The 18,224-nt window shown below is 63.0% G+C and carries 20 protein-coding genes and 1 other RNA gene; 9 read left to right on the top strand and 12 right to left on the bottom strand.

Annotated elements, in window-relative coordinates:
- Window positions 1–75 precede the first annotated feature (75 nt).
- Both P0Y65_04040 and P0Y65_04035 read left to right on the top strand, forming a co-directional pair.
- Window positions 76–318: a hypothetical protein gene (locus P0Y65_04040; GenBank protein ID WEK05437.1), complete on the top strand. Its 243-nt coding sequence runs from the start codon at window positions 76–78 to the stop codon at window positions 316–318.
- Window positions 315–719: a type II toxin-antitoxin system VapC family toxin gene (locus tag P0Y65_04035; GenBank protein WEK05436.1), complete on the top strand. Its 405-nt coding sequence runs from the start codon at window positions 315–317 to the stop codon at window positions 717–719. Before P0Y65_04040 ends, P0Y65_04035 begins: the two co-directional genes overlap by 4 nt.
- A gap of 61 nt (window positions 720–780) precedes the next feature.
- Here P0Y65_04035 and P0Y65_04030 read toward each other — a convergent pair whose 3' ends face one another.
- A complete protein-coding gene (locus P0Y65_04030; protein WEK05435.1) occupies window positions 781–1,572 on the bottom strand; it encodes a DUF4394 domain-containing protein in 792 nt (263 codons plus the stop codon).
- 148 nt (window positions 1,573–1,720) lie between these two features.
- Between P0Y65_04030 and P0Y65_04025 the strand changes: the two genes are divergently transcribed.
- On the top strand, window positions 1,721–2,275 hold the full coding sequence (locus tag P0Y65_04025; protein ID WEK05434.1) for a sigma-70 family RNA polymerase sigma factor: 555 nt from the start codon (window positions 1,721–1,723) through the stop codon (window positions 2,273–2,275).
- Window positions 2,272–2,964, top strand: a complete 693-nt coding sequence (locus P0Y65_04020; protein WEK05433.1) for an anti-sigma factor — start codon at window positions 2,272–2,274, stop codon at window positions 2,962–2,964. Before P0Y65_04025 ends, P0Y65_04020 begins: the two co-directional genes overlap by 4 nt.
- On the opposite strand, the gene mraY is transcribed toward P0Y65_04020, so the two are convergent.
- Genes mraY through rsmH form a run of 6 tightly spaced genes read right to left on the bottom strand, consistent with a single transcriptional unit; the run spans window position 2,961 to window position 10,064 of the window.
- Window positions 2,961–4,046 (bottom strand): phospho-N-acetylmuramoyl-pentapeptide-transferase, encoded by a 1,086-nt coding sequence (gene mraY / locus P0Y65_04015; GenBank protein WEK05432.1) that lies wholly within the window; start codon window positions 4,044–4,046, stop codon window positions 2,961–2,963. The two genes, P0Y65_04020 and mraY, sit on opposite strands and share 4 nt — an antisense overlap.
- A gap of 27 nt (window positions 4,047–4,073) precedes the next feature.
- Window positions 4,074–5,462 carry a UDP-N-acetylmuramoyl-tripeptide--D-alanyl-D-alanine ligase gene (locus P0Y65_04010; GenBank protein WEK05431.1) on the bottom strand — a complete coding sequence of 463 codons (1,389 nt, stop codon included), beginning with the start codon at window positions 5,460–5,462 and terminating at the stop codon, window positions 4,074–4,076.
- A gap of 7 nt (window positions 5,463–5,469) precedes the next feature.
- Window positions 5,470–6,912: a UDP-N-acetylmuramoyl-L-alanyl-D-glutamate--2,6-diaminopimelate ligase gene (locus tag P0Y65_04005; protein WEK05430.1), complete on the bottom strand. Its 1,443-nt coding sequence runs from the start codon at window positions 6,910–6,912 to the stop codon at window positions 5,470–5,472.
- 19 nt (window positions 6,913–6,931) lie between these two features.
- The gene (locus P0Y65_04000; GenBank protein WEK05429.1) at window positions 6,932–8,674 is read right to left on the bottom strand and encodes a penicillin-binding protein 2; all 1,743 of its coding nucleotides are present in this window, start codon (window positions 8,672–8,674) and stop codon (window positions 6,932–6,934) included.
- Window positions 8,674–9,066 (bottom strand): hypothetical protein, encoded by a 393-nt coding sequence (locus P0Y65_03995; protein WEK05428.1) that lies wholly within the window; start codon window positions 9,064–9,066, stop codon window positions 8,674–8,676. Before P0Y65_03995 ends, P0Y65_04000 begins: the two co-directional genes overlap by 1 nt.
- A complete protein-coding gene (rsmH, locus tag P0Y65_03990; protein ID WEK05427.1) occupies window positions 9,063–10,064 on the bottom strand; it encodes a 16S rRNA (cytosine(1402)-N(4))-methyltransferase RsmH in 1,002 nt (333 codons plus the stop codon). The genes P0Y65_03995 and rsmH overlap by 4 nt, the downstream gene beginning before the upstream one ends.
- Window positions 10,065–10,296: 232 nt before the next feature.
- On the opposite strand from rsmH, the gene P0Y65_03985 reads away from it, so the two are divergent.
- The 5 genes from P0Y65_03985 (at window position 10,297) to P0Y65_03965 (ending at window position 13,996) form a co-directional block, all read left to right on the top strand.
- Window positions 10,297–11,790, top strand: a complete 1,494-nt coding sequence (locus P0Y65_03985; GenBank protein WEK05426.1) for a CHASE3 domain-containing protein — start codon at window positions 10,297–10,299, stop codon at window positions 11,788–11,790.
- Window positions 11,787–12,233 (top strand): response regulator, encoded by a 447-nt coding sequence (locus P0Y65_03980; protein WEK05425.1) that lies wholly within the window; start codon window positions 11,787–11,789, stop codon window positions 12,231–12,233. The genes P0Y65_03985 and P0Y65_03980 overlap by 4 nt, the downstream gene beginning before the upstream one ends.
- Complete coding sequence (locus tag P0Y65_03975) at window positions 12,234–13,271, top strand: histidine kinase dimerization/phosphoacceptor domain -containing protein (GenBank protein WEK05424.1); 1,038 nt, start codon at window positions 12,234–12,236, stop codon at window positions 13,269–13,271.
- Between the two features lie 61 nt (window positions 13,272–13,332).
- The gene (locus tag P0Y65_03970) at window positions 13,333–13,587 is read left to right on the top strand and encodes a BrnT family toxin (protein WEK05423.1); all 255 of its coding nucleotides are present in this window, start codon (window positions 13,333–13,335) and stop codon (window positions 13,585–13,587) included.
- Window positions 13,580–13,996 carry a BrnA antitoxin family protein gene (locus P0Y65_03965; protein WEK05422.1) on the top strand — a complete coding sequence of 139 codons (417 nt, stop codon included), beginning with the start codon at window positions 13,580–13,582 and terminating at the stop codon, window positions 13,994–13,996. Before P0Y65_03970 ends, P0Y65_03965 begins: the two co-directional genes overlap by 8 nt.
- A 10-nt stretch (window positions 13,997–14,006) precedes the next feature.
- Here P0Y65_03965 and rnpB read toward each other — a convergent pair.
- The 5 genes from rnpB to P0Y65_03940 all read right to left on the bottom strand — a co-directional run bounded on the left by rnpB (window position 14,007) and on the right by P0Y65_03940 (window position 18,173).
- Window positions 14,007–14,398: RNase P RNA component class A (rnpB, locus tag P0Y65_03960), an RNA gene on the bottom strand.
- Between the two features lie 33 nt (window positions 14,399–14,431).
- Window positions 14,432–15,187 (bottom strand): DnaJ family molecular chaperone, encoded by a 756-nt coding sequence (locus P0Y65_03955; GenBank protein ID WEK05421.1) that lies wholly within the window; start codon window positions 15,185–15,187, stop codon window positions 14,432–14,434.
- Between the two features lie 120 nt (window positions 15,188–15,307).
- On the bottom strand, window positions 15,308–16,096 hold the full coding sequence (locus P0Y65_03950) for a hypothetical protein (GenBank protein WEK05420.1): 789 nt from the start codon (window positions 16,094–16,096) through the stop codon (window positions 15,308–15,310).
- Window positions 16,097–16,309: 213 nt separating this feature from the next.
- A complete protein-coding gene (gene metF / locus P0Y65_03945; GenBank protein WEK05419.1) occupies window positions 16,310–17,209 on the bottom strand; it encodes a methylenetetrahydrofolate reductase [NAD(P)H] in 900 nt (299 codons plus the stop codon).
- The gene (locus P0Y65_03940) at window positions 17,202–18,173 is read right to left on the bottom strand and encodes a metalloregulator ArsR/SmtB family transcription factor (protein WEK05418.1); all 972 of its coding nucleotides are present in this window, start codon (window positions 18,171–18,173) and stop codon (window positions 17,202–17,204) included. The genes metF and P0Y65_03940 overlap by 8 nt, the downstream gene beginning before the upstream one ends.
- Between the last annotated feature and the right edge of the window lie 51 nt (window positions 18,174–18,224).

Below are 18,224 nucleotides of genomic sequence, written 5' to 3'. Positions count from 1 at the left end.
GCCCGTTGCGTTTTGCGAGTCTGGGGATGAGTGTTATATCTGGCGCAGTGGAAAACGGCGCCGGGAGCGTCTGCCATGGATGACAAGTGGGAAATCGATAGCGGCAACCAGTTGCTGCCCGTGCTGGAAAGCGCCGACGGCGGTGCCGTTGACATCACCCGCAATGGTGAGGTGATTGCAACTGTGACCCCAAGGCCGAAAAGGGATGTCGCCAAGGCCCGGAAAGCCATGGACGATCTGCTCGCACTCAGTGTCGACCTCAAGCTCGAGCCTGGCGAGACGATCATGGACCTGATCAACGAGGGGCGGAAATCTTGATCCTCGATGCCTCCGTCGCCATTGCTTGGAGCATCGAGGAGGAGCACACACCTGCCATTCTCGATGTGCTGAGCCTGGTCACCGAAGGAGGCGCCTATGTTCCTCAATTGTGGAATGTAGAAGTGGCCAATGTGCTCCTGATGAAGGGACGGCGTGGCAAGATACCCATGCATACAGTGTCGGGTTTGCTGGAAGGCCTGAGCCGCCTTGGTATCGAGACCGATAGCGAAACCTCGGACAAAGCGTGGGGCATCACGCTTGCTTTGGCGATGCGCCACAACCTTACCGTCTACGACGCCACCTACCTCGAATTGGCGGTCCGCAAACACCTCACCCTCGCTACGATCGACGACAAGCTCGTCATCGCCGCCCGCGCCGAGGGACTCGCCGTCCTGCCCTGAAAAAACAAAGCGCGCGGATCGGCGAATCCGCGCGCTTCATCACAGGTCGGCCAAGGCCGTCCTATTGCAGGATGGCAATGTCCGTGATCGAGCCTTCGACGCCCTCGATTGCGCCCCAGGCTTCTGCCGCGCCGGTTTCGAGGTCGACCGTGTGAAGCGCATTGTCCACGACCAGATAGGCCGTATTGGTCAGGTCTTCCGTCGCAGCAATGTCAAAGGCATAGGATGAACCGCCCTCGACGCCCAGCTTGCCGACGGCCTTGAGCACGCCGTCATTGGGCGGAGCCTGCTGGATCAGCGCGACGATGGTCGCGTCGATATCATACATGGCCGTCGCTTCGGGCTTGCCGATGGAATTGGTATAGGCCACCGCGACGATGGCGGGCTCTTCGCCGGCATGCATGTCGGCCGCGTCATAGGCCAGCGAACCGTCGACCGTCACCGAGCCATCATCGACATTGGCGCGATGATTGGTGCCATCCGTGCCCACAATGCGCAGGCGGTCGGCCATCGGGTTGAAGTCAATGCTGGCGCCCTCATAGCTGGCGAGCTTTTCCGACAGCGTCGACTTGACCGTCGCTTCGCCGCTGGTCGTATCGATGGTCACCACTTCGCCATTGAGGGACACGCCATAGAGCATTTTGTCGGCCGGACGAACGTCGATGCCGGCAAGACCATCGACGCCGGACACTTCCATCGTGCCGCTGACGGCGCGGGTTTCGGTATCGAACATGACGAGAGTTGTGCCGTCGACAAGGCCAATTGCGGGGGCGGCATGCGCTGCGGCGGCGCCGAGCACGAGAGTGGATGCGACAAGGCCGGCACGGAGGGCGAAAAGGGATGTTGCAGTCATGAGACGTCTCCTCGAATGGAGCGCTTTTGCGCTGGTTACGAGGGGATTACCCACGGGGACATGCATCTGGATGCAGCACATGAAAATAATTGTTCTGCATCCAAATGGTCGTGGCGGCGGGTAGTCGACACCAGAAGAGTTTGCAGCCATGTTGCGCCTTATGTCCGACCCGCACGACGCCGAAACACTATTGCCGCGCATCGCCAAGGGCGACCGCACCGCCCTGGCGGGGCTGTTCCAGCATGAATCGGGGCGCCTCGTAGCCATCGCACAGCGCATCCTGCGCCGCCGCGAGCTGGCGGAGGAGGCGGTGCAGGAAGTCTTCGTTGCCGTCTGGAAGCGGGCGGGCCAGTTCGACGCCACCCGCGGCTCGGCCCGCGGCTGGCTGACCACCATGACCCGAAACCGGGCGCTCAACATGCTGCGCGACGGCAGCCGCATGGACTACCACGCCAGCGAAACACTGACCGAAATGGGCGACCGCGCCATGGATGCGCAACAGGCTTTCGATGCCCTGGCCGAACGCGATGCCCTGCGCATCTGTCTCGAACAATTGGATGAACCACGCCGGCGTGCCGTGCTGCTCTGCTACGTCACGGGCCTGAGCCATGGCGAAGCCGCCGCGACCATGCAGGCGCCGCTCGGCACCATCAAGGCCTGGATCCGCCGCAGCGTGGTCTCGCTGCAGGAGTGCCTGTCATGAGCCCCGAACAGCTGGAAAAAGTCGGCATCTATGTTTTGGGCCTGATGGAAGATGCCGAACGGGCCGACTTCGAAGCAGCCTTGGCAGTAGATCCGGCGCTTCGATCGGCCGTTGATCGTCTCACGGCACATCTGCAGCATCTCGACGACACCGCGATCCCGGCGGCTGTCAATCCGGCACTCTGGAGCGCCATCGAGGACAATCTGAGCAAGCCTGCGACGGGTGACACCGTCGTGCCCTTCCCCGGCAAGCCGCGCCCGCACCGGCAGTGGTACGCCATGGCAGCCAGCGTCGTGGTGGCGCTTGGTGTTGGCTATCTCGCGGGCAGCATGACCACGGCGACGCGTGAACCGATCATGATCGCCGTGCTGCTCAACGAGGGCGACGCGCAACCCGGCGCCATCGTGGAGGCCTTTGCCGATGACAGCATCCGGCTGGTGCCGCTAGAAGATTTCGCCGTGCCAGAGGGCAGCATCCTCGAAGTCTGGACCCTGCCCGATCCGGCCACTGGCCCGGTATCGCTGGGCACGTTCAGCGATCCGCGCACCATCAGCCTGACCGGTCCGGCTCTCCCCGATCCGGCCAGCGGCCAGCTCTATGAAATCACGCTGGAGCCGGCACCAGGCTCGCCGACCGGTCGTCCGACCGGTCCGATCCTGGTGAAGGGCTTCGCCAAGCCGCCGGTTTAACGGAGTTTCAGGCTGCTCAGGCCGATCAGCGCCAGCACGAAGGAAATGATCCAGAAGCGGATCACAACCTGGCTTTCGGTCCAGCCCAGATGCTCGAAATGGTGGTGGATCGGCGCCATGCGGAACACGCGCTTGCCGGTGAGCTTGAACGAGGCAACCTGAACGATCACCGATACGGCTTCGAGCACGAAGAGTCCGCCGATGATGGCCAGCACCAGCTCATGCTTGGTGGCGACGGCAATGGTGCCGAGCGCGCCACCGAGGGCGAGCGAGCCGGTATCACCCATGAAAATCTGTGCCGGCGGGGCGTTGAACCACAGGAAGCCAAGGCCGGCGCCGATCAGCGCGCCGCAGACCACCGAAAGCTCGGCCGTGCCGGGCACGGCATTGAGCAGCAGGTAGTCGGCATAGTTCTGGCTGCCGACGAGATAGGCGATGAGGCCGAAGCAGGCAGCAGCCACCATCACCGGCACAATGGCAAGACCATCAAGACCATCGGTGAGGTTCACCGAATTGCCGGCTGCGACGACGACGAAGCCGCCGAACAGGATGTAGAAAATCCCAAGGTTAAGCGCCAGGTCCTTGACGAAGGGGAAGAGCATCGACGTGCCATAGGAACCGGCGGCCAGCTGGGAGATGAAAAAGGCCGCGATACAGCCGATCAGCGCTTCGAGCAGCAGGCGCTGGCGGCCGCCGAAACCCTTGTGGCTCATGCGCTTGACCTTGAGATAGTCATCGTAAAAGCCGATGGCGCCAAAGCCGATGGTGACGAACAGCACCACCCACACATAGCCATTGCTGAGGTTGGCCCAGATCAGCGTGGAGATCACCGCGCCCGACAGGATCATCAGCCCGCCCATGGTCGGCGTGCCCTTCTTGGTCAGCAGGTGCCCGGCAGGACCGTCTTCGCGGATCGGCTGGCCACGACCCTGCTTAAGGCGCAGCAGGGCAATCATGCCGGGCCCGAACAGGAACACGAAGAACAGCGCGGTAACGACAGCGCCGGCCGTGCGGAAGGTGATGTAGCGGAAGACGTTGAAGGCCGTGAGCGCATCACCCAACTGGCCAAGGAAATACAGCATGAAGCGAGGTGTCCTTGTTGGCTGGGATCAGGAAGTGCCGAATTTCTGGCGGATTTTCTCGACAACGCCCGCAAGGCCCACGCCGTTGGACCCTTTGACCATAACTGCGTCGCCATAGGCAAGGTGGTTGAGGACAATCTCGACCATCTCCCCAGCAGTCTGTGTATGGGCCGCAACACGGCCGCTTCCAAGCGCTTCGGCCAGGGCCGCAATATCCTTGCCCACGAGGTAGATACGCGTCGCGCCCGAGGCATTGACGGCCGGCAAGAGGCTCGCATGCATGCTTGACGACTTCTCGCCAAGTTCCAGCATGTCGCCGAGGATCACGACCTTTTCGCCAGGCGTGGATTGACCGGCAAAGGTCTCGAGCGCGGCCGTCATCGAGGCCGTGTTGGCATTGTAGCTTTCATCGATCAGCAGCAGCGGCTTGTCGTCTGGCCCGAGCCGGCTGCGCAATCCCCTGCCCGCCTGGGCGCCGAAACCGGCCAGCGCCAGCAGGGCCACGGCCGGCTCGATGCCGGCCAGATGCGCAACGGCCAGGGCAGCGGTCGCATTGGCCACCATGTGGCGGCCAGGAACATTGACGACCAGGGAATAGCGTTCGCCGTCATGCTCGATCGTGGCGAAACTGCTGTCGCCGGCGGTCTCGATGGAGAGGATCTGCCAGTCGACACCACGCGCCTCACCATAGGTGATAACGCGGCCGACGCCGGCGGCATTGGCCTCGTCGAGCAACACGTCGAGTTGCGGATGATCGCCATTGAGCACGGCCGTTCCGCCCGGCTCAAGCCCCGCAAAGATCTCGGCCTTGGCGCGGGCGATGCCGTCGAGCGAGCCGAAGGCCTCGAAATGCGCGGCGGCGATCGTGGTGATGACGGCGATATGCGGCCGGACGAGCTGCGACAGCGGACGGATTTCATCGGGTCCGCTCATGCCCATTTCGAAGACGCCGAACTGCGCCTCCGCCGGCAAGCGCGCCAGCATCAGCGGCACGCCCCAGTGATTGTTGAAACTCTTGATCGAGGCATGGGTCTGGCCAGCCGCCTCGAAGACCACGCGAATGGCCTCCTTGGTCGTGGTCTTGCCCACGCTCCCGGTGACGCCGACGACAATGGCCCGGCTCCGCTCACGGGCTGCACGCGCGATATCGCGCATGCCGTCGAGGGCATCGTCCACGACGATCCGCCCCGGCCCCTCGCCCCGGCTGACCAGGGCCGCAACCGCGCCATTTTTCAGCGCCGTGTCGACAAAGTCATGACCGTCAAAACGATCGCCCTTGATGGCGACGAAGAGAGCGTCAGGCCCGATCTCGCGCGAGTCGATGGTGACGGAGCCGATCGGCGTCGCCGGGTCCAGCGCAGTCCTGCCGCCCGTAGCGGCCAGGATGGTTTCGATCGTGTGGAGGGCCTGGGTCATGGAATGTCTAGCCCTTGATTGCCTCCGCCACGACCTCATGGTCGGAGAAATGGTGCTTGGTGGTGCCGATGATCTGGTAGTCCTCATGGCCCTTGCCGGCAATGAGCAGGACGTCACCTTCCTCAAGAGACTGCACGGCCTCGATGATCGCCTTCTTGCGGTCGCCGATTTCGCGCGCGCCCTTGGCCTCGGCCAGGATTTCCTTGCGAATGGTCGACGGGTCTTCGGTACGCGGATTGTCGTCGGTGACGATTACGTCGTCGGCCATGCGATGGGCCACTTCGCCCATCATCGGACGCTTGCCCTTGTCGCGATCGCCGCCGGCGCCGAACACCAGACGCAGCTTTCCCTTGGCATATGGCCGAAGCGAGGCAAGCGCCGATTCCAGCGCCACCGGCTTGTGGGAATAGTCGATGAAGATGGCTGCGCCATTGTGCGCTGCGACCAGTTCCAGCCGGCCCTTGGCCCCGACCAGATCGGACAGCGCCGGGAAGGCATCGGCCTTGTCGACGCCGCTCGACATCGCAAGCGCTGCCGCGACGATGGCATTGGACACCTGAAATTCGCCGGTCAGTGGCAGATGGAAGCTGACCTTTTCGCCGACATGGCGGATTTCGACGCGCTGGCCATAGCCTTCTGGCGTCACGGACAGCACTTCGATATAGGCGCCTTCGCGACCAACGGTCAGCAGCGTCGCGCCCGAACCGAGCGCTGCATACATGAACTGCTCGTGTTCCGGATCATCGACATTGACCACCGCCGCCCCGCCATCGACCAGCAGGTCGGTGAAGAGGCGCAGCTTGGCATTGCGGTATTCGTCCATATCGGCGTGATAGTCGAGATGGTCGCGGCTGAGATTGGTGAAGGCCACCGCCTCGAAGTGAATGCCATCGAGCCGGCGCTGGTCGAGCCCATGGCTCGAGGCTTCAAGTGCCACATGGTCGATGCCCTGGGCCTTGAGCGCGCGCATCGACTGATGCAGCGTGCGCGAATCCGGCGTGGTGAGACTGCCATCGATATGGCGGGTCATCGTATCCACGCCCAGCGTGCCGATGCTGGCCCCGGCAATGCCGGCATAGTTCCAGATCTGACGCACGAAGGATGCGACCGACGTCTTCCCGTTGGTGCCAGTGACGGCCACCGTGATTTCCGGCTGCGGCTCGAAGACGCGCGACGCCGCGCGGGCATAGGCCTCGCGCACATCCTGCACGATGATGACCGGCACGCCCGGATCACCAACCGGCGCCACATCGGTGATCACCGCAAGCGCCCCACGCTTGACCGCGTCGGGTACGAATTGATTGCCATGCACACTATGGCCCGGCAGTGCGAAAAAGATATCGCCCGGCTCGATCCGGCGGCTGTCGGAATTAAGGCCGAAAACCGCGCCGAGACCCTTCTTGGGCCGTGCGCCGGAGCCTTCGAGCAGCTGTGTTACACTCAGGGACACGTCGGAAAATCCTTCTGGATCAATTGAATTGTGAGCCGGGCGGGCCGTTACGCAATGCCGCAGGAACCAGGCTATCGTCAACAAGCGGCGAGAAATCGGGGGCGATCCCCAGCATCGGCGCGATGCGCTGCACGATGCGGCCGGTGACCTGGCCGGCATTCCAGCCAGCCGTGGTGCCCGTCTGCGCATTTTCGGCCTTGGGTTCGTCCACCATGATCACCATGGCATAGCGCGGATTGTCGAGCGGGAAGGCCGAACCGAAGAAGTTCGTCACCTTGCTCGACGAGTAGCGCCCATCGACAACCTTTTCGGCCGTGCCGGTCTTACCGCCGACGCGGAAGCCCAGCGCCAGCTTGTTCATCTGACCGCCCGAACCGCCAGAACCGATGGCATTGAGGCGCATCAGGTAGCGGATCGCCTCGCTCGTCGCGGGCTGGATGACCTGGCGATAGAGGGGTTCGGACTCGGCGACGCTGCGCTTGTAGAGCGTGGGCGGGATGTAATTGCCGCCATTCACGAAGGCCGAATAGGCGGTGACCATGTGCAGGGGCGAGACGGAGAGACCGTGACCAAAGGATGCGGTCGCGGCGCCCACTTCGGAGAAAGACTTTGGGACCGTCGGCACGCGCATTTCCGGCAGTTCGAAGGGCACGCGCTGGTCAAAGCCCATGGTCGACAGGAAGGTGCGGAAATTGTCCTTGCCCATCGCCTGCATGACGCGGATCGTGCCGATGTTGGACGAGAACTTGAACACCTCCGGCAAGCTGAGGATGCGATGCTTGCCGTGGAAATCGTCGATGGTGAAGCGACCGAAGCGAATGCCGAAACGCGCGTCAAACTGATCGGTGATGCGCACGGCGCCGCTATCGAGCGCGCCGGCCATGGTCACCGTCTTGAAGATCGAGCCTGGCTCGAAAATGCCCGAGGTGATGCGGTTGAAGCTGTCCTTGACGAGAGCGCTCTTGGGATCGTTGGGATTGAAATCGGGCAGCGAGGCCAGCGCGATGACTTCCCCGGTATGGATATCGACCATGACGCCGGCGGCGGCAATCGCCTGATAGCGCGTCATCGCATCGACCAGTTGTTCGTGCATCACATGCTGCACGCGCATGTCGACGCTCAGTTCCACCGGCGCCAGCGCATTGCCGCGCGCCAGGCCCAGTTCCTGCAGCAGCGCGACATTCTCGCCATCCATATGACGCTCGATACCGGCAATGCCCTGGTTGTCGATATTGGTCGACCCCAGGATATGGCTGGCTTCCGTCATGCCGGGATAGAAGCGCTTGGACTCGGTGATGAAGTCGATGCCCGGAATGCCCAGGCCCATGATCTTGTCCTGGATGGCCGGGGACAGCTCGCGCTGTACCCACACGAAGCCCTTGTCGCCGGTGAGGCGATTGCGCAGCCAGTCTTCATCGAGATCGGGCAGCACGGTGCGCAGCTTCTGCACCGCCTCTTCCACATCGATGATGCGGCGGGGCTCAGCAAACAACGACGGCACGCGGATATCCACGGCCATTTCCAGCCCGTTGCGATCCAGGATCGGCGGACGGGTGGCGGTGATGACGTCACGCGCCTGGCCTTCGATCGTGGTGTCATTCTCGACCATGCCGAGCTGGACGAGGCGACCACCGACAAGGCCGAAACCGAGCACGATGGCGAGGATCATCCAGCGGATGCGGGCCTGGGTCAGGTTGCCACGCGCCTTGCGGGCGCCTTCCAGCGCAATGGTCGGCCCGAAATTGTCGCCGATGACGGCCATTATTCAATGCCCTCAAGTTCGAGGATGGCGTCGATCGGGTCGATGCCGGATTCCAGCGCCAGAAAGAGTTCGTCCATGGCTGCCGAATTGGGCGCCTGCTGGCGCACCGGGCGCATCGGCAGCTCGGCGAAGGAGCCGAACTGCTCCTGCTTGACCGGCGCGATGGCCAGCGCCAGCTCGTGGCGGCGCACGATGGGTTCGATATAGCCGGGCTGGCTGAGCACGGCCTCGTCGGCCTTGAGCAGGGAAATCTGGCCTTCCTGATCGCTGATCTGGGAGATCAGCGCCGTGCGTTCGCTGGCCGTGTTCTCGATGGAGAATTTCAGCGCATAGACGCCCGACAGCATCAGCACGCTGGTGAAGATCAGGATGATATTGAGATTGCGGATCATTGCTCGCCCCTGACCTGAGGAACGCTGAGCCCGGCAAAACTGACCGGGCGCGCCGCTGCATCCGAGCGGCTGGCCGCCCGCAGCACGGCCGAGCGGGCCCGTGGATTGCCGCTGACTTCGGCTTCGCCGGCCTTGACCGCCTTGGCGACCTGCACCCAGCGCCTGGCTTCGGTTGCCACCTGCGGCAGGTGGCGCGACTGGGCTGGACCACCCTTGTCAGGATCAAAGAAGCGTTTGACGATGCGATCTTCGAGTGAATGGAAGGTGACGACGACCAGCCGACCGTCCTCGTCCAGCAGGCGCTCGGCGGCAAACAGCGCCTCGCCCAATTGCTCGAACTCGCCATTGACGGCAATGCGCAGCGCCTGGAAGCTCCGGGTCGCCGGATGCGCGTCGCCCGGCTTGCGGCCGATCGCCTTCTCGATGATTTTCGCCAGTTCCAGCGTCGTTTCGATCGGCTTGGTCTCGCGGGCCGCGACGATGAACTGGGCGATGCGCCGCGACTTGCGCTCTTCACCAAAGGCATAGAGCAGATTGGCCAGCGGCTCAGCATCGAGTGTGTTCACCAGATCGGCTGCGCTTTCGCCCTGCCCGCTCATCCGCATGTCGAGCGGACCCTCGCGCATAAAGGAGAAGCCGCGCTCGGCCTGGTCGAGCTGCATGGAGGACACGCCGATATCGAGCACCACGCCATCAATCGGGCCATGTTCGGCGGCCAGTGTATCCAGCTCGGAAAACGTGCCCGGCACGAAGATCAGACGACCTTCGAATTCGGCCATCAGGGCATCGGCAAAGGGCTTAACGCTCGGGTCGCGATCGATGGCGATGACAATAGCGCCAGCCTCGAGCAGGGCGCGCGAATAGCCGCCTGCCCCGAACGTGCCATCAACAATGCGCTTGCCGTCGAGCGGAGACAGGGCCGCCAGCACCTCGTCCAGGAGGACAGGCACATGCGGGCCACTGGTCTGGCTGTTTTCGGGCATGGAACGCTTGCCCATAGATGCCGCTACTCCACTCCCGGCCTGAAGCCGGTTTGTTAACATCGTCGCACTTTGACCAAGGACGCTTAAGATTCTGTTTCCCATGCGCCTTTAGCCAACATTTTCCATCGGCGGCGCACGACCATGCGCCTATGTTTCGGCGCGAAAGGCCCGGAGAACCGCTTTTCTTTATTGCTACCCCCTCCCCTTTAGGCCATGAACAGCCGGTGCTTCTCGGCGGGAACCGTCAATGCCGATTTCGACTAATGTCTTTGTGCGTTCGACGTCCCTGCTGCTGATCGTCGCCTTCCTGGCTCTGGCCACCATTGTCGGCACGACCATCTATCTGGTCGAAAACAACAATTACTGGTTCAACGAAACCACAAACGCCCGCATTGCGCGCGCGGTGACGGTCAATGCCCGCAATGCGCTGCAGGATGCCGAAACCGGCCAGCGTGGCTTCCTGCTGACGCAGGACGAACGCTATCTCGATCCCTACAGCGCCGCACTGCCCGAAATCCCGGGCAATATCGATCGGCTTGAAGAGGTTCTGGCGCCCTATCCGGAAGCCAATACGATCGCCCCGACCCTGCGGGGCATCATCGACAACAAGCTGGTCGAAATGGCGCAGACCATTGACCTGGTTCGCGCCGGCCGGGTGGTCGACGCCATCGATATCATCCGCACCGACCGCGGCAAGGCGGACATGGATCAGGCGCGCGCCCTGTTCACCAGCGTGATCGACGCGGCAGATACCCGCACGCTGGAAGGCCTCGAAAACCAGCGCAACAGCTTCATCGCCCTGCGCCTCGTGACCATCATTGGCGGCTTCGTCATCTTTGCCTTCGTTGGCGGTGCCGCCTGGACCGTGGTGACCTATAATCGCGAACTCTCCGGCGCCCGCGCCGAAGTCGAAGCCGCCAATGCGGGCCTCGAGGAACGCGTGCGCGAGCGCACCTCCGAACTGGGTCGCGCCAATGAGGAAATCCAGCGCTTCGCCTATATCGTGACGCATGACCTGCGCGCGCCGCTGGTCAATATCATGGGTTTCACCAGCGAACTCGAAACCAGCGTCGGCGAACTCTCGACCTATATGGCCGACCGCCCCGACGACGGCGATGCCAAATTTGCCGATGCAAAGCTGGCCGCCACGGAAGACCTGCCCGAGGCCATCACCTTCATCCGCGCCGCCACGCGCAAGATGGACAGCCTGATCAACGCTATCCTGAAGATCTCGCGCGAAGGCCGCCGCCAGCTCAAGCCGGAAGCGCTGGACCTCACCAAGATCGCCGAAACCACGATCACGACGGTGCAGCACCAGATCACGGAGAACGGCGGCGATACGCGGATCGACATCACCGTGCCGCGTATCGTCACGGACAAGCTCTCCATCGAGCAGGTACTGGGCAATCTGATCGACAATGCGGTCAAGTACCAGCAGCCCGGCCGCCCGCTCAAGATCGCCATCCGTGCCGAATATGCCTCGGGCAACCGGATCGAGATCGAGGTGGAAGACAATGGCCGGGGTATTGCGCCCAATGACCACGAGCGCGTCTTCGAACTGTTCCGTCGGGCTGGCACGCAGACCCAGCCGGGCGAAGGCATTGGCCTGGCCCATGTCCGCACCATGGTCAGAAGCCTTGGCGGCGATATTACGCTACGCTCCGAACTGGGCGTCGGCACCACATTCATCATCACCCTGCCGCGCGACCTGCGCAGCTTTCTCGGGAGCCAATCCGCATGAGCAATGACGGCAAGCCAGTTACCATCATCATGATCGAGGACGACGAGGGCCACGCCCGTCTCATCGAGAAAAACATCCGCCGCGCCGGCGTCGCCAACCAGATCGTGCCCTTCACCAATGGCACGGCGGCGCTCGAATATCTGATGGGGCCGGACGGCACCGGCGCCGTCAACAAGGGCCGCCAGCTTTTGGTGCTGCTCGACCTCAACCTGCCCGACATGACCGGCGTCGACATCCTCGAAAAGGTCAAGGGCAACGATCACACCAAGCGTTCGCCCGTCGTCGTGCTCACCACGACCGATGACCAGCGCGAGATCCAGCGCTGCTATGATCTGGGTGCCAATGTCTATATCACCAAGCCGGTGGACTATGATGGCTTCGCCAATGCGATCCGCCAGCTGGGCCTCTTCTTCTCGGTGATGCAGGTTCCGGAAGCCGAATAGATGCCCAACCGGCCGCGCGTACTCTATGTCGACGACGATCCCGGCCTTGCACGTCTTGTGCAGAAGGCCCTGGAACGGCGCGGCTATGCGGTTGAGATAGCCCCCAACGGCGAGGAAGGCCTCGCGCGCATCATCGCCGGGGGCATCGACGTCGTCGCGCTCGATCACTACCTGCCCACCGGCACCGGCCTCGACGTCCTCGAACAGATGACCGGGCTGGAGGACAAGCCGGCCGTGGTCTATGTCACCGGAACCGTGGAAACCGCCGTCGCCGTCGCCGCCCTCAAGGCCGGCGCATCCGACTATGTGCTCAAGACCGTCGACGACGACTTTCTCGAACTGCTGGCGACGGCCGTCAGCCACGCCGTGGACCTGCTGCACCTCAACCGCGCCAAGGCCCAGGCCGAGCACGACATGCGCGCCGCCCGCGAGCGCGCCGAAGTGCTGCTCGGCGAAGTGAACCACCGCGTCGCCAACAGCCTTGCCATGGTTGCAGCGCTCGTTGGCCTCCAGGCCAATGCCGTGGACAATGACGACGCCAAGCGCGCCCTGGCCGAAACTCAGGCCCGCATCCAGGCCATCGCCGGCGTGCATCGCTATCTCTATACCACCGACGACGTCCGCTCCGTTCAGCTCGGCGACTACCTGCGCAGCCTGGCCAGCGAGCTCGAGACCACCATGCGCGCCACCGGCAGCGTGGCCCATATCAAGGTCTCCGCCGACGACATCTTCATCCCCACCGAAAAGGCCGCCACGGTCGGCGTCATCGTCACAGAACTCGTCACCAACGCCATCAAATATGCCTATTCCGGCACGGCCAATGGCGGCGACGTGCGCATCTTCATGTCGCGCACCGAAGACCAGGTCATCGACCTTGCCGTCGAGGACGACGGCATCGGCTGGGACGGCCTGGGCAAGGCGCAGGGCACGGGCCTCGGCAGCCGCATCGTCCGCTCCATGGCCAATGGCCTTGGCGCGACCGTCGCCTACCGCAACGACGGCGGCGGCACACGGGTGGTGATGCAGTTTTCGGCCTGACGGACTATATTTTCGTACACGTTTATTGACGAACCATAATTTTCGTATACGGTAAATCACGATGCGGATCGTGTATGACGAGATCAAGCGTCAAACCAATCTGGCCAAGCACGGCCTGGATATGGCTGACATCGATGAAGAGTTCTTTTTCTCCGCCACGATCGAACCGGCCAAGAAAGGCCGCAGTCTGGCGATCGGCCGCTTCAATGGCATTTTGGTGGTCGCTGTGATCTTTCGTCCCTTGGGGAGCGAAGCGCTGTCTTTGATTTCCATGCGACCGGCAAGCGACAACGAAAGGAGACGCTTCGATGGCTAAATGGCCCGAATTTGTCACCCGCGACCTCGGCAACAGCGCTGCAGCTTCCGATGAGATGCAGCGTCGCTGGGAAGTATATGACCGCGAGATGAAGACGCTCATTGCTCTGGGCGGTGTTCATCAGGACGAGGACGGCTGGTGGGTTGATGACGCGAGCGGCGAACTTATCGGTCCGGATCCCGAAATCGAGCGACCGCGGACCTCCGAGGAACTGGCCCGGTTCAGACCCATCGACGAAGTCATGCCAGAATTTGCTGAAGAGCTTCGTCGTAGCAGGGGCCGACCGCGACTCGCCAATGCCAAACAGCCCGTTACGCTAAGGCTCGACCCCGACGTGGTCGAAAAGTTCAAATCGCAAGGCGACGACTGGCGCACGCGAATGGCCCAAATCCTCAAGGACGCGTCGTAGGCGATAGGAAAACGCCAGTTGACCTATAAGCCGGGTTCTGTAGGGCCTGCGCCTTGCGGGCAGACGTGGTGACCATTCATCTATGGCGCCTGTTACCAGGACGCTCGTGCAACCAACCCGGATGATCTGGCCTCAAAACTGGCTGGGACGTAAAGCCCCGCGTCATCCCTATTTGGTCTTGCTCCCGGTGGGGTTTACCGTGCAGCTTCCATTGCTGGTCGCCCGGTGCGCTCTTACCGCACCCTTTCACCCTTACCGACCCGAAGGCAGGCGGTTTGCTTTCTGTGGCACTTTCCCTGGGGTCGCCCCCGCCGGCCGTTAACCGGCACCGTGTTTCGAAGGAGCCCGGACTTTCCTCCAGCAGCAGGTTACCCCACTGCCAGCGGCCACCCGGTCAACTGGCAGGCGTGATGTAGAGAGTCCAATGACCCCGCGTCAAGCGCTGGCCGGATCGGGCGCCGCCAGCATGGGGTTTTGCACCGGCTTTGTCAGCGCCTGATAGGCCAGGTTGATCGCTTTCATGCGGTCGGTGGCGATATCGATCAGGTCTTCCGGGACGCCCTTGGCAATCAGCCGGTCGGGATGGTGTTCGGCCACTAGGGCGCGATAGACACGGCGGATTTCTGCAGCGTCGGCATTGGGCGCCAGCCCCAGGATCGCATAGGGATCAACGCCCGCCTCAAGCTGCACATGCTGGCTTGCCATCTGTTCGAAGCGCACATCGTCGAAGCCGAAGATGTCGCTGACCGAGCGGAGGTAGTCGAGTTCGGCCTCATGCACCAGGCCATCGGCCGTGGCGATGTAGAACAGACTATCGAGCACATGCTCGAGCGTTTCCGGACTGTCCTGGAAAAAGCGGCTGACCTTGCGCGCATAGGCGTCGTAACCGGCGACATCCTGCTTGGCGAGGTTGAACACCCGCGCCACCTGCGCTTCGTGACCAGCAGCGATCTCGACAGTCGCCTTGAAGGCCCGCTCTTCCGACGCGGTCACGACCCCATCGGCCACCGCCATCTTGGCGGCAAGCGCAATCAGCGCCAGCGTAAAGGCCGCATCACGGCCGCCCGGCAGCCAGGTATCGGGATCGAGCGCATTGGCCAGCGATCCGGCGATACCGGTGCGCTGGCTGAAGGAGCCGACGAAGTCGCTCAGCCTTTCCCACATATCCATCTGCTTTTCGCTATCGGGCATGTGGGGCCGGTTCCGCTCTAACGCAGGGAATCGAACAGCGCTGTGTCCGCTCAGGGAGGCGCAAACTAACCATTGCCGGTAACAAGGTCCACCGGCAGCCAATGCATGGCGGCATTGAGCCTATTCGGAATAGAAAAAGAACGGCTGCACTTCCCGACCGACAATCCGGTCACGGCCTGGTGCCGGGCCTTGATCGAGGAAGAAGCCATTAGGATCGTAATCCGACGTCACCGTTGCCGAGCTGTTGCCCCTGCCCTCGCGCTGGGCCAGGAATTCGGACAGCGGACCGCTTTCCCAATCTTCGAGATCGGCCGAATCCACCATGCCCGACGGGGGACGCGGAACATTGCCCAGACCCGGCGGCAGGATGATATCGGCCGGCGGCGTGCTGTTGGCGACGGGAACACGGATCGGATCGGGCCGCATCGACAGGGGCATGGGCACCGGCGCGACCTTGGGCGGAATGGACGCCACCTGCACAGGATCGGTGACGATGGGCGTGCGGACCGGCTGCGTGGTTGCTGCCTGGGTTGGCGTGGTCTGCGTCGGTGCCGGCGTATTCACGGTCGGTGATGCCGTGGGCTTGGCGGGCACAACTGCCTGCGTTGGAGCGGGCGCCGCAGCGCCACCGCCGGTGATATAGCTCGGCAGCGGCTTGCCAGACTGCACGAAACTGTCCACCGCATTGGCACTCTGGGCCGCGGCGGGCTTGGGAGCGACAACTGCGGCCTGCTGCTCAGGCCGCTGCGCCGATGGTGCCGGCGTGGGGGCAACAGGCGCTACCACGGCAATCTGTTCGGCACTATCGCCGGAAAACTGCGCCGACAGCATATCCGCGGCCGGAATACCGACAACGAGAAGAACACCGGCCCAGGCGAGCCCATTGGTGATGCGGCGATCAAGTTTCATGCGCTGACGTCCCGAATTGCTTCGCCCTCCGTATCGGGGCGAAAGAGCCGGTTTTCGTGGCCGTATTATGGAACCGGGCCACGCTACCAGCAATGCACCCCGCAAGCTGAACTCAAGCTGAATGACGCAAGTCAGCGCGCGTGCCCGCAGGTGGCGTGCAAATGGCACCAGATCATGGTGAACGCAAGGTTAAAGTCACGGAGATGTGGCCGCTCAGGCCGCCGGTCGCCGTCCCAGGATCCGCGCCAGCGCCAGCGCCAGTGGCGAGCGGTTATGCGTATAGATATGGAATTCGGTAACACCCTCGTCGAGCAACTCGGTCACCTGCTCTGCCGCAACCGCCGAAGCCACAAGCGCGTGGGTTTCAGGCTCGTCATCGAGCCCTTCGAAACGCTCGGCCAGCCAGGCCGGGATCGAGGTGCCGCAGCGTGCGGCAAAGCTCGAAATCTGCTTGAAGCTGTGGATCGGCTGGATGCCCGGCACGATCGGTGCCGTTATGCCGGCCGCGCGGGCGCGCTCGACGTAGCGCAGATAGTCCGCATTGCTGAAGAACATCTGCGTAATGGCGCGATTGGCCCCCGCATCGATCTTGCGCTTGAGATTGTCGATCTCGAAGGCCCAGTCCGGGCTCTGCGGATGCTTTTCCGGATAGGCAGCAACGGAGATGTCGAAATCCCCGATCCGGCGCAGCCCGGCCACCAGGTCAGCCGCATTCTGATAGCCCTGCGGATGCGGGGTGAACGGCTGCCCGACCCCTTCCGGCGGATCACCGCGCAGGGCGACGATGCGGTTGACGCCCACCTGCTGGAAATCGCGCACCACGGCATCGACCTCGTCGCGCGTCGCCCCGACACAGGTCAGATGCGCAGCCGCATCGACACCGGTCTCCGCCTTGATGCGGCTGACCATGCGCAAGGTACGCTCGCGCGTCGACCCGCCCGCACCATAGGTAACCGAGACGAAGCGCGGCTTGAGCGGGGCGAGCTTATGCACGCTGTCCCAGAATTTTTCCTCCATGACGTCGGTCTTGGGCGGGAAGAATTCGAAGGAAATCTGCAGGTCCGGGCGCTGGTCTGCCGTCTGGCGGCTGGCGCGGAGATTGTCGTCAAGCATGGGTCTGGTCCGTCTTCGTCTTGTCGCTGAGGCGCCACAGGCAAACCGTCAGGCCACGTTCATTGTCCTGGCTGGGGAATTCGCGACAGTCGTCGACCGAAAGGTCTGCCGCCGCGGCCCAGCCGCTCATCTGGCTTTGCGACAGGCCGAGCCGCCGATGGGCGTGCTCCTGTCGCAGGAATTCGAGGTCATGCGGGGCGAAATCGACGATCACCATCTCGCCACCCGGCTTCAGCAGGCGTCTCGCCTGCGCCAGCATGCGGCCCGGATCATCGAAATAGTGCAGCACCTGGTGCACCACGATGACATCGGCGGGCCCCGCCGATAGCTCGACATCGCCGATATCGCCCAGCCGCACCTGCGCATGACCAAGTCCGGCACTGGCCAGGCGCGCCCGAGCTACCGCCAGCATTTCGCGGCTCGAATCGATGCCGATACCGCGCTTGTAGCTGTCCTCGAGCACTTCGAGCATGCGGCCGGTGCCGGTGCCAAGGTCGATCAGCGTATCAACCTTGCGCCCATCGAGCGCAGCGACCACTGCCGCTTCCACCGCCTCTTCCGGCACATGCAGCGTCTTTAGCAGGTCCCAGCTGCCGGCCACCTTGGCGAAATATTCCCGCGCCAGAGACTGCTGCGCCGACCGGACTTTCTGCTGCCGCTCGATATCACGCGCGCGGTCAATATCGGCCGGATCGACACGGGAAATCAGCCATTGCGCCAGTTCAGAGGCATCGCCCTCCTGTGCCAGCCCGTAATAGGCCCAGGCGCCCTCGGCATTGCGCTCGATTAGCCCGACATCAGCCAGAAGCTTGAGGTGACGCGACACGCGCGGCTGGCTTTGCTTGAGAATTTCGGTCAGGTCCTTGACCGAATGGTCGCCATCAGCCAGCAATGCCAGAAGCCGCAGCCGGGTATCCTCCCCCGCCGCCTTCAGCACCCCAACCATTTCATCCAGACGCGCCATCCGCCCCTCACAAGATATAAAGATATCTTTATATTCAGTTTGTGGGCAGGT

This window comes from Candidatus Devosia phytovorans, from assembly GCA_029202405.1.
Lineage (GTDB): Bacteria > Pseudomonadota > Alphaproteobacteria > Rhizobiales > Devosiaceae > Devosia > Devosia phytovorans.
Note: the sequence above shows the minus strand (reverse complement) of the source record. Positions and strands in the feature narration are given on the sequence as shown.

Coding starts and splice junctions, on each gene's coding strand:
- P0Y65_04040 (WEK05437.1), top strand. CDS start 76: ATGGATGACAAGTGGGAAATCGATAGCGGCAACCAGTTGCTGCCCGTG.
- P0Y65_04030 (WEK05435.1), bottom strand. CDS start 1,572: ATGACTGCAACATCCCTTTTCGCCCTCCGTGCCGGCCTTGTCGCATCC.
- P0Y65_04025 (WEK05434.1), top strand. CDS start 1,721: ATGTTGCGCCTTATGTCCGACCCGCACGACGCCGAAACACTATTGCCG.
- P0Y65_04020 (WEK05433.1), top strand. CDS start 2,272: ATGAGCCCCGAACAGCTGGAAAAAGTCGGCATCTATGTTTTGGGCCTG.
- mraY (WEK05432.1), bottom strand. CDS start 4,046: ATGCTGTATTTCCTTGGCCAGTTGGGTGATGCGCTCACGGCCTTCAAC.
- P0Y65_04010 (WEK05431.1), bottom strand. CDS start 5,462: ATGACCCAGGCCCTCCACACGATCGAAACCATCCTGGCCGCTACGGGC.
- P0Y65_04000 (WEK05429.1), bottom strand. CDS start 8,674: ATGGCCGTCATCGGCGACAATTTCGGGCCGACCATTGCGCTGGAAGGC.
- P0Y65_03995 (WEK05428.1), bottom strand. CDS start 9,066: ATGATCCGCAATCTCAATATCATCCTGATCTTCACCAGCGTGCTGATG.
- rsmH (WEK05427.1), bottom strand. CDS start 10,064: ATGGGCAAGCGTTCCATGCCCGAAAACAGCCAGACCAGTGGCCCGCAT.
- P0Y65_03985 (WEK05426.1), top strand. CDS start 10,297: ATGCCGATTTCGACTAATGTCTTTGTGCGTTCGACGTCCCTGCTGCTG.
- P0Y65_03980 (WEK05425.1), top strand. CDS start 11,787: ATGAGCAATGACGGCAAGCCAGTTACCATCATCATGATCGAGGACGAC.
- P0Y65_03975 (WEK05424.1), top strand. CDS start 12,234: ATGCCCAACCGGCCGCGCGTACTCTATGTCGACGACGATCCCGGCCTT.
- P0Y65_03970 (WEK05423.1), top strand. CDS start 13,333: ATGCGGATCGTGTATGACGAGATCAAGCGTCAAACCAATCTGGCCAAG.
- P0Y65_03965 (WEK05422.1), top strand. CDS start 13,580: ATGGCTAAATGGCCCGAATTTGTCACCCGCGACCTCGGCAACAGCGCT.
- P0Y65_03955 (WEK05421.1), bottom strand. CDS start 15,187: ATGCCCGATAGCGAAAAGCAGATGGATATGTGGGAAAGGCTGAGCGAC.
- P0Y65_03950 (WEK05420.1), bottom strand. CDS start 16,096: ATGAAACTTGATCGCCGCATCACCAATGGGCTCGCCTGGGCCGGTGTT.
- metF (WEK05419.1), bottom strand. CDS start 17,209: ATGCTTGACGACAATCTCCGCGCCAGCCGCCAGACGGCAGACCAGCGC.
- P0Y65_03940 (WEK05418.1), bottom strand. CDS start 18,173: ATGGCGCGTCTGGATGAAATGGTTGGGGTGCTGAAGGCGGCGGGGGAG.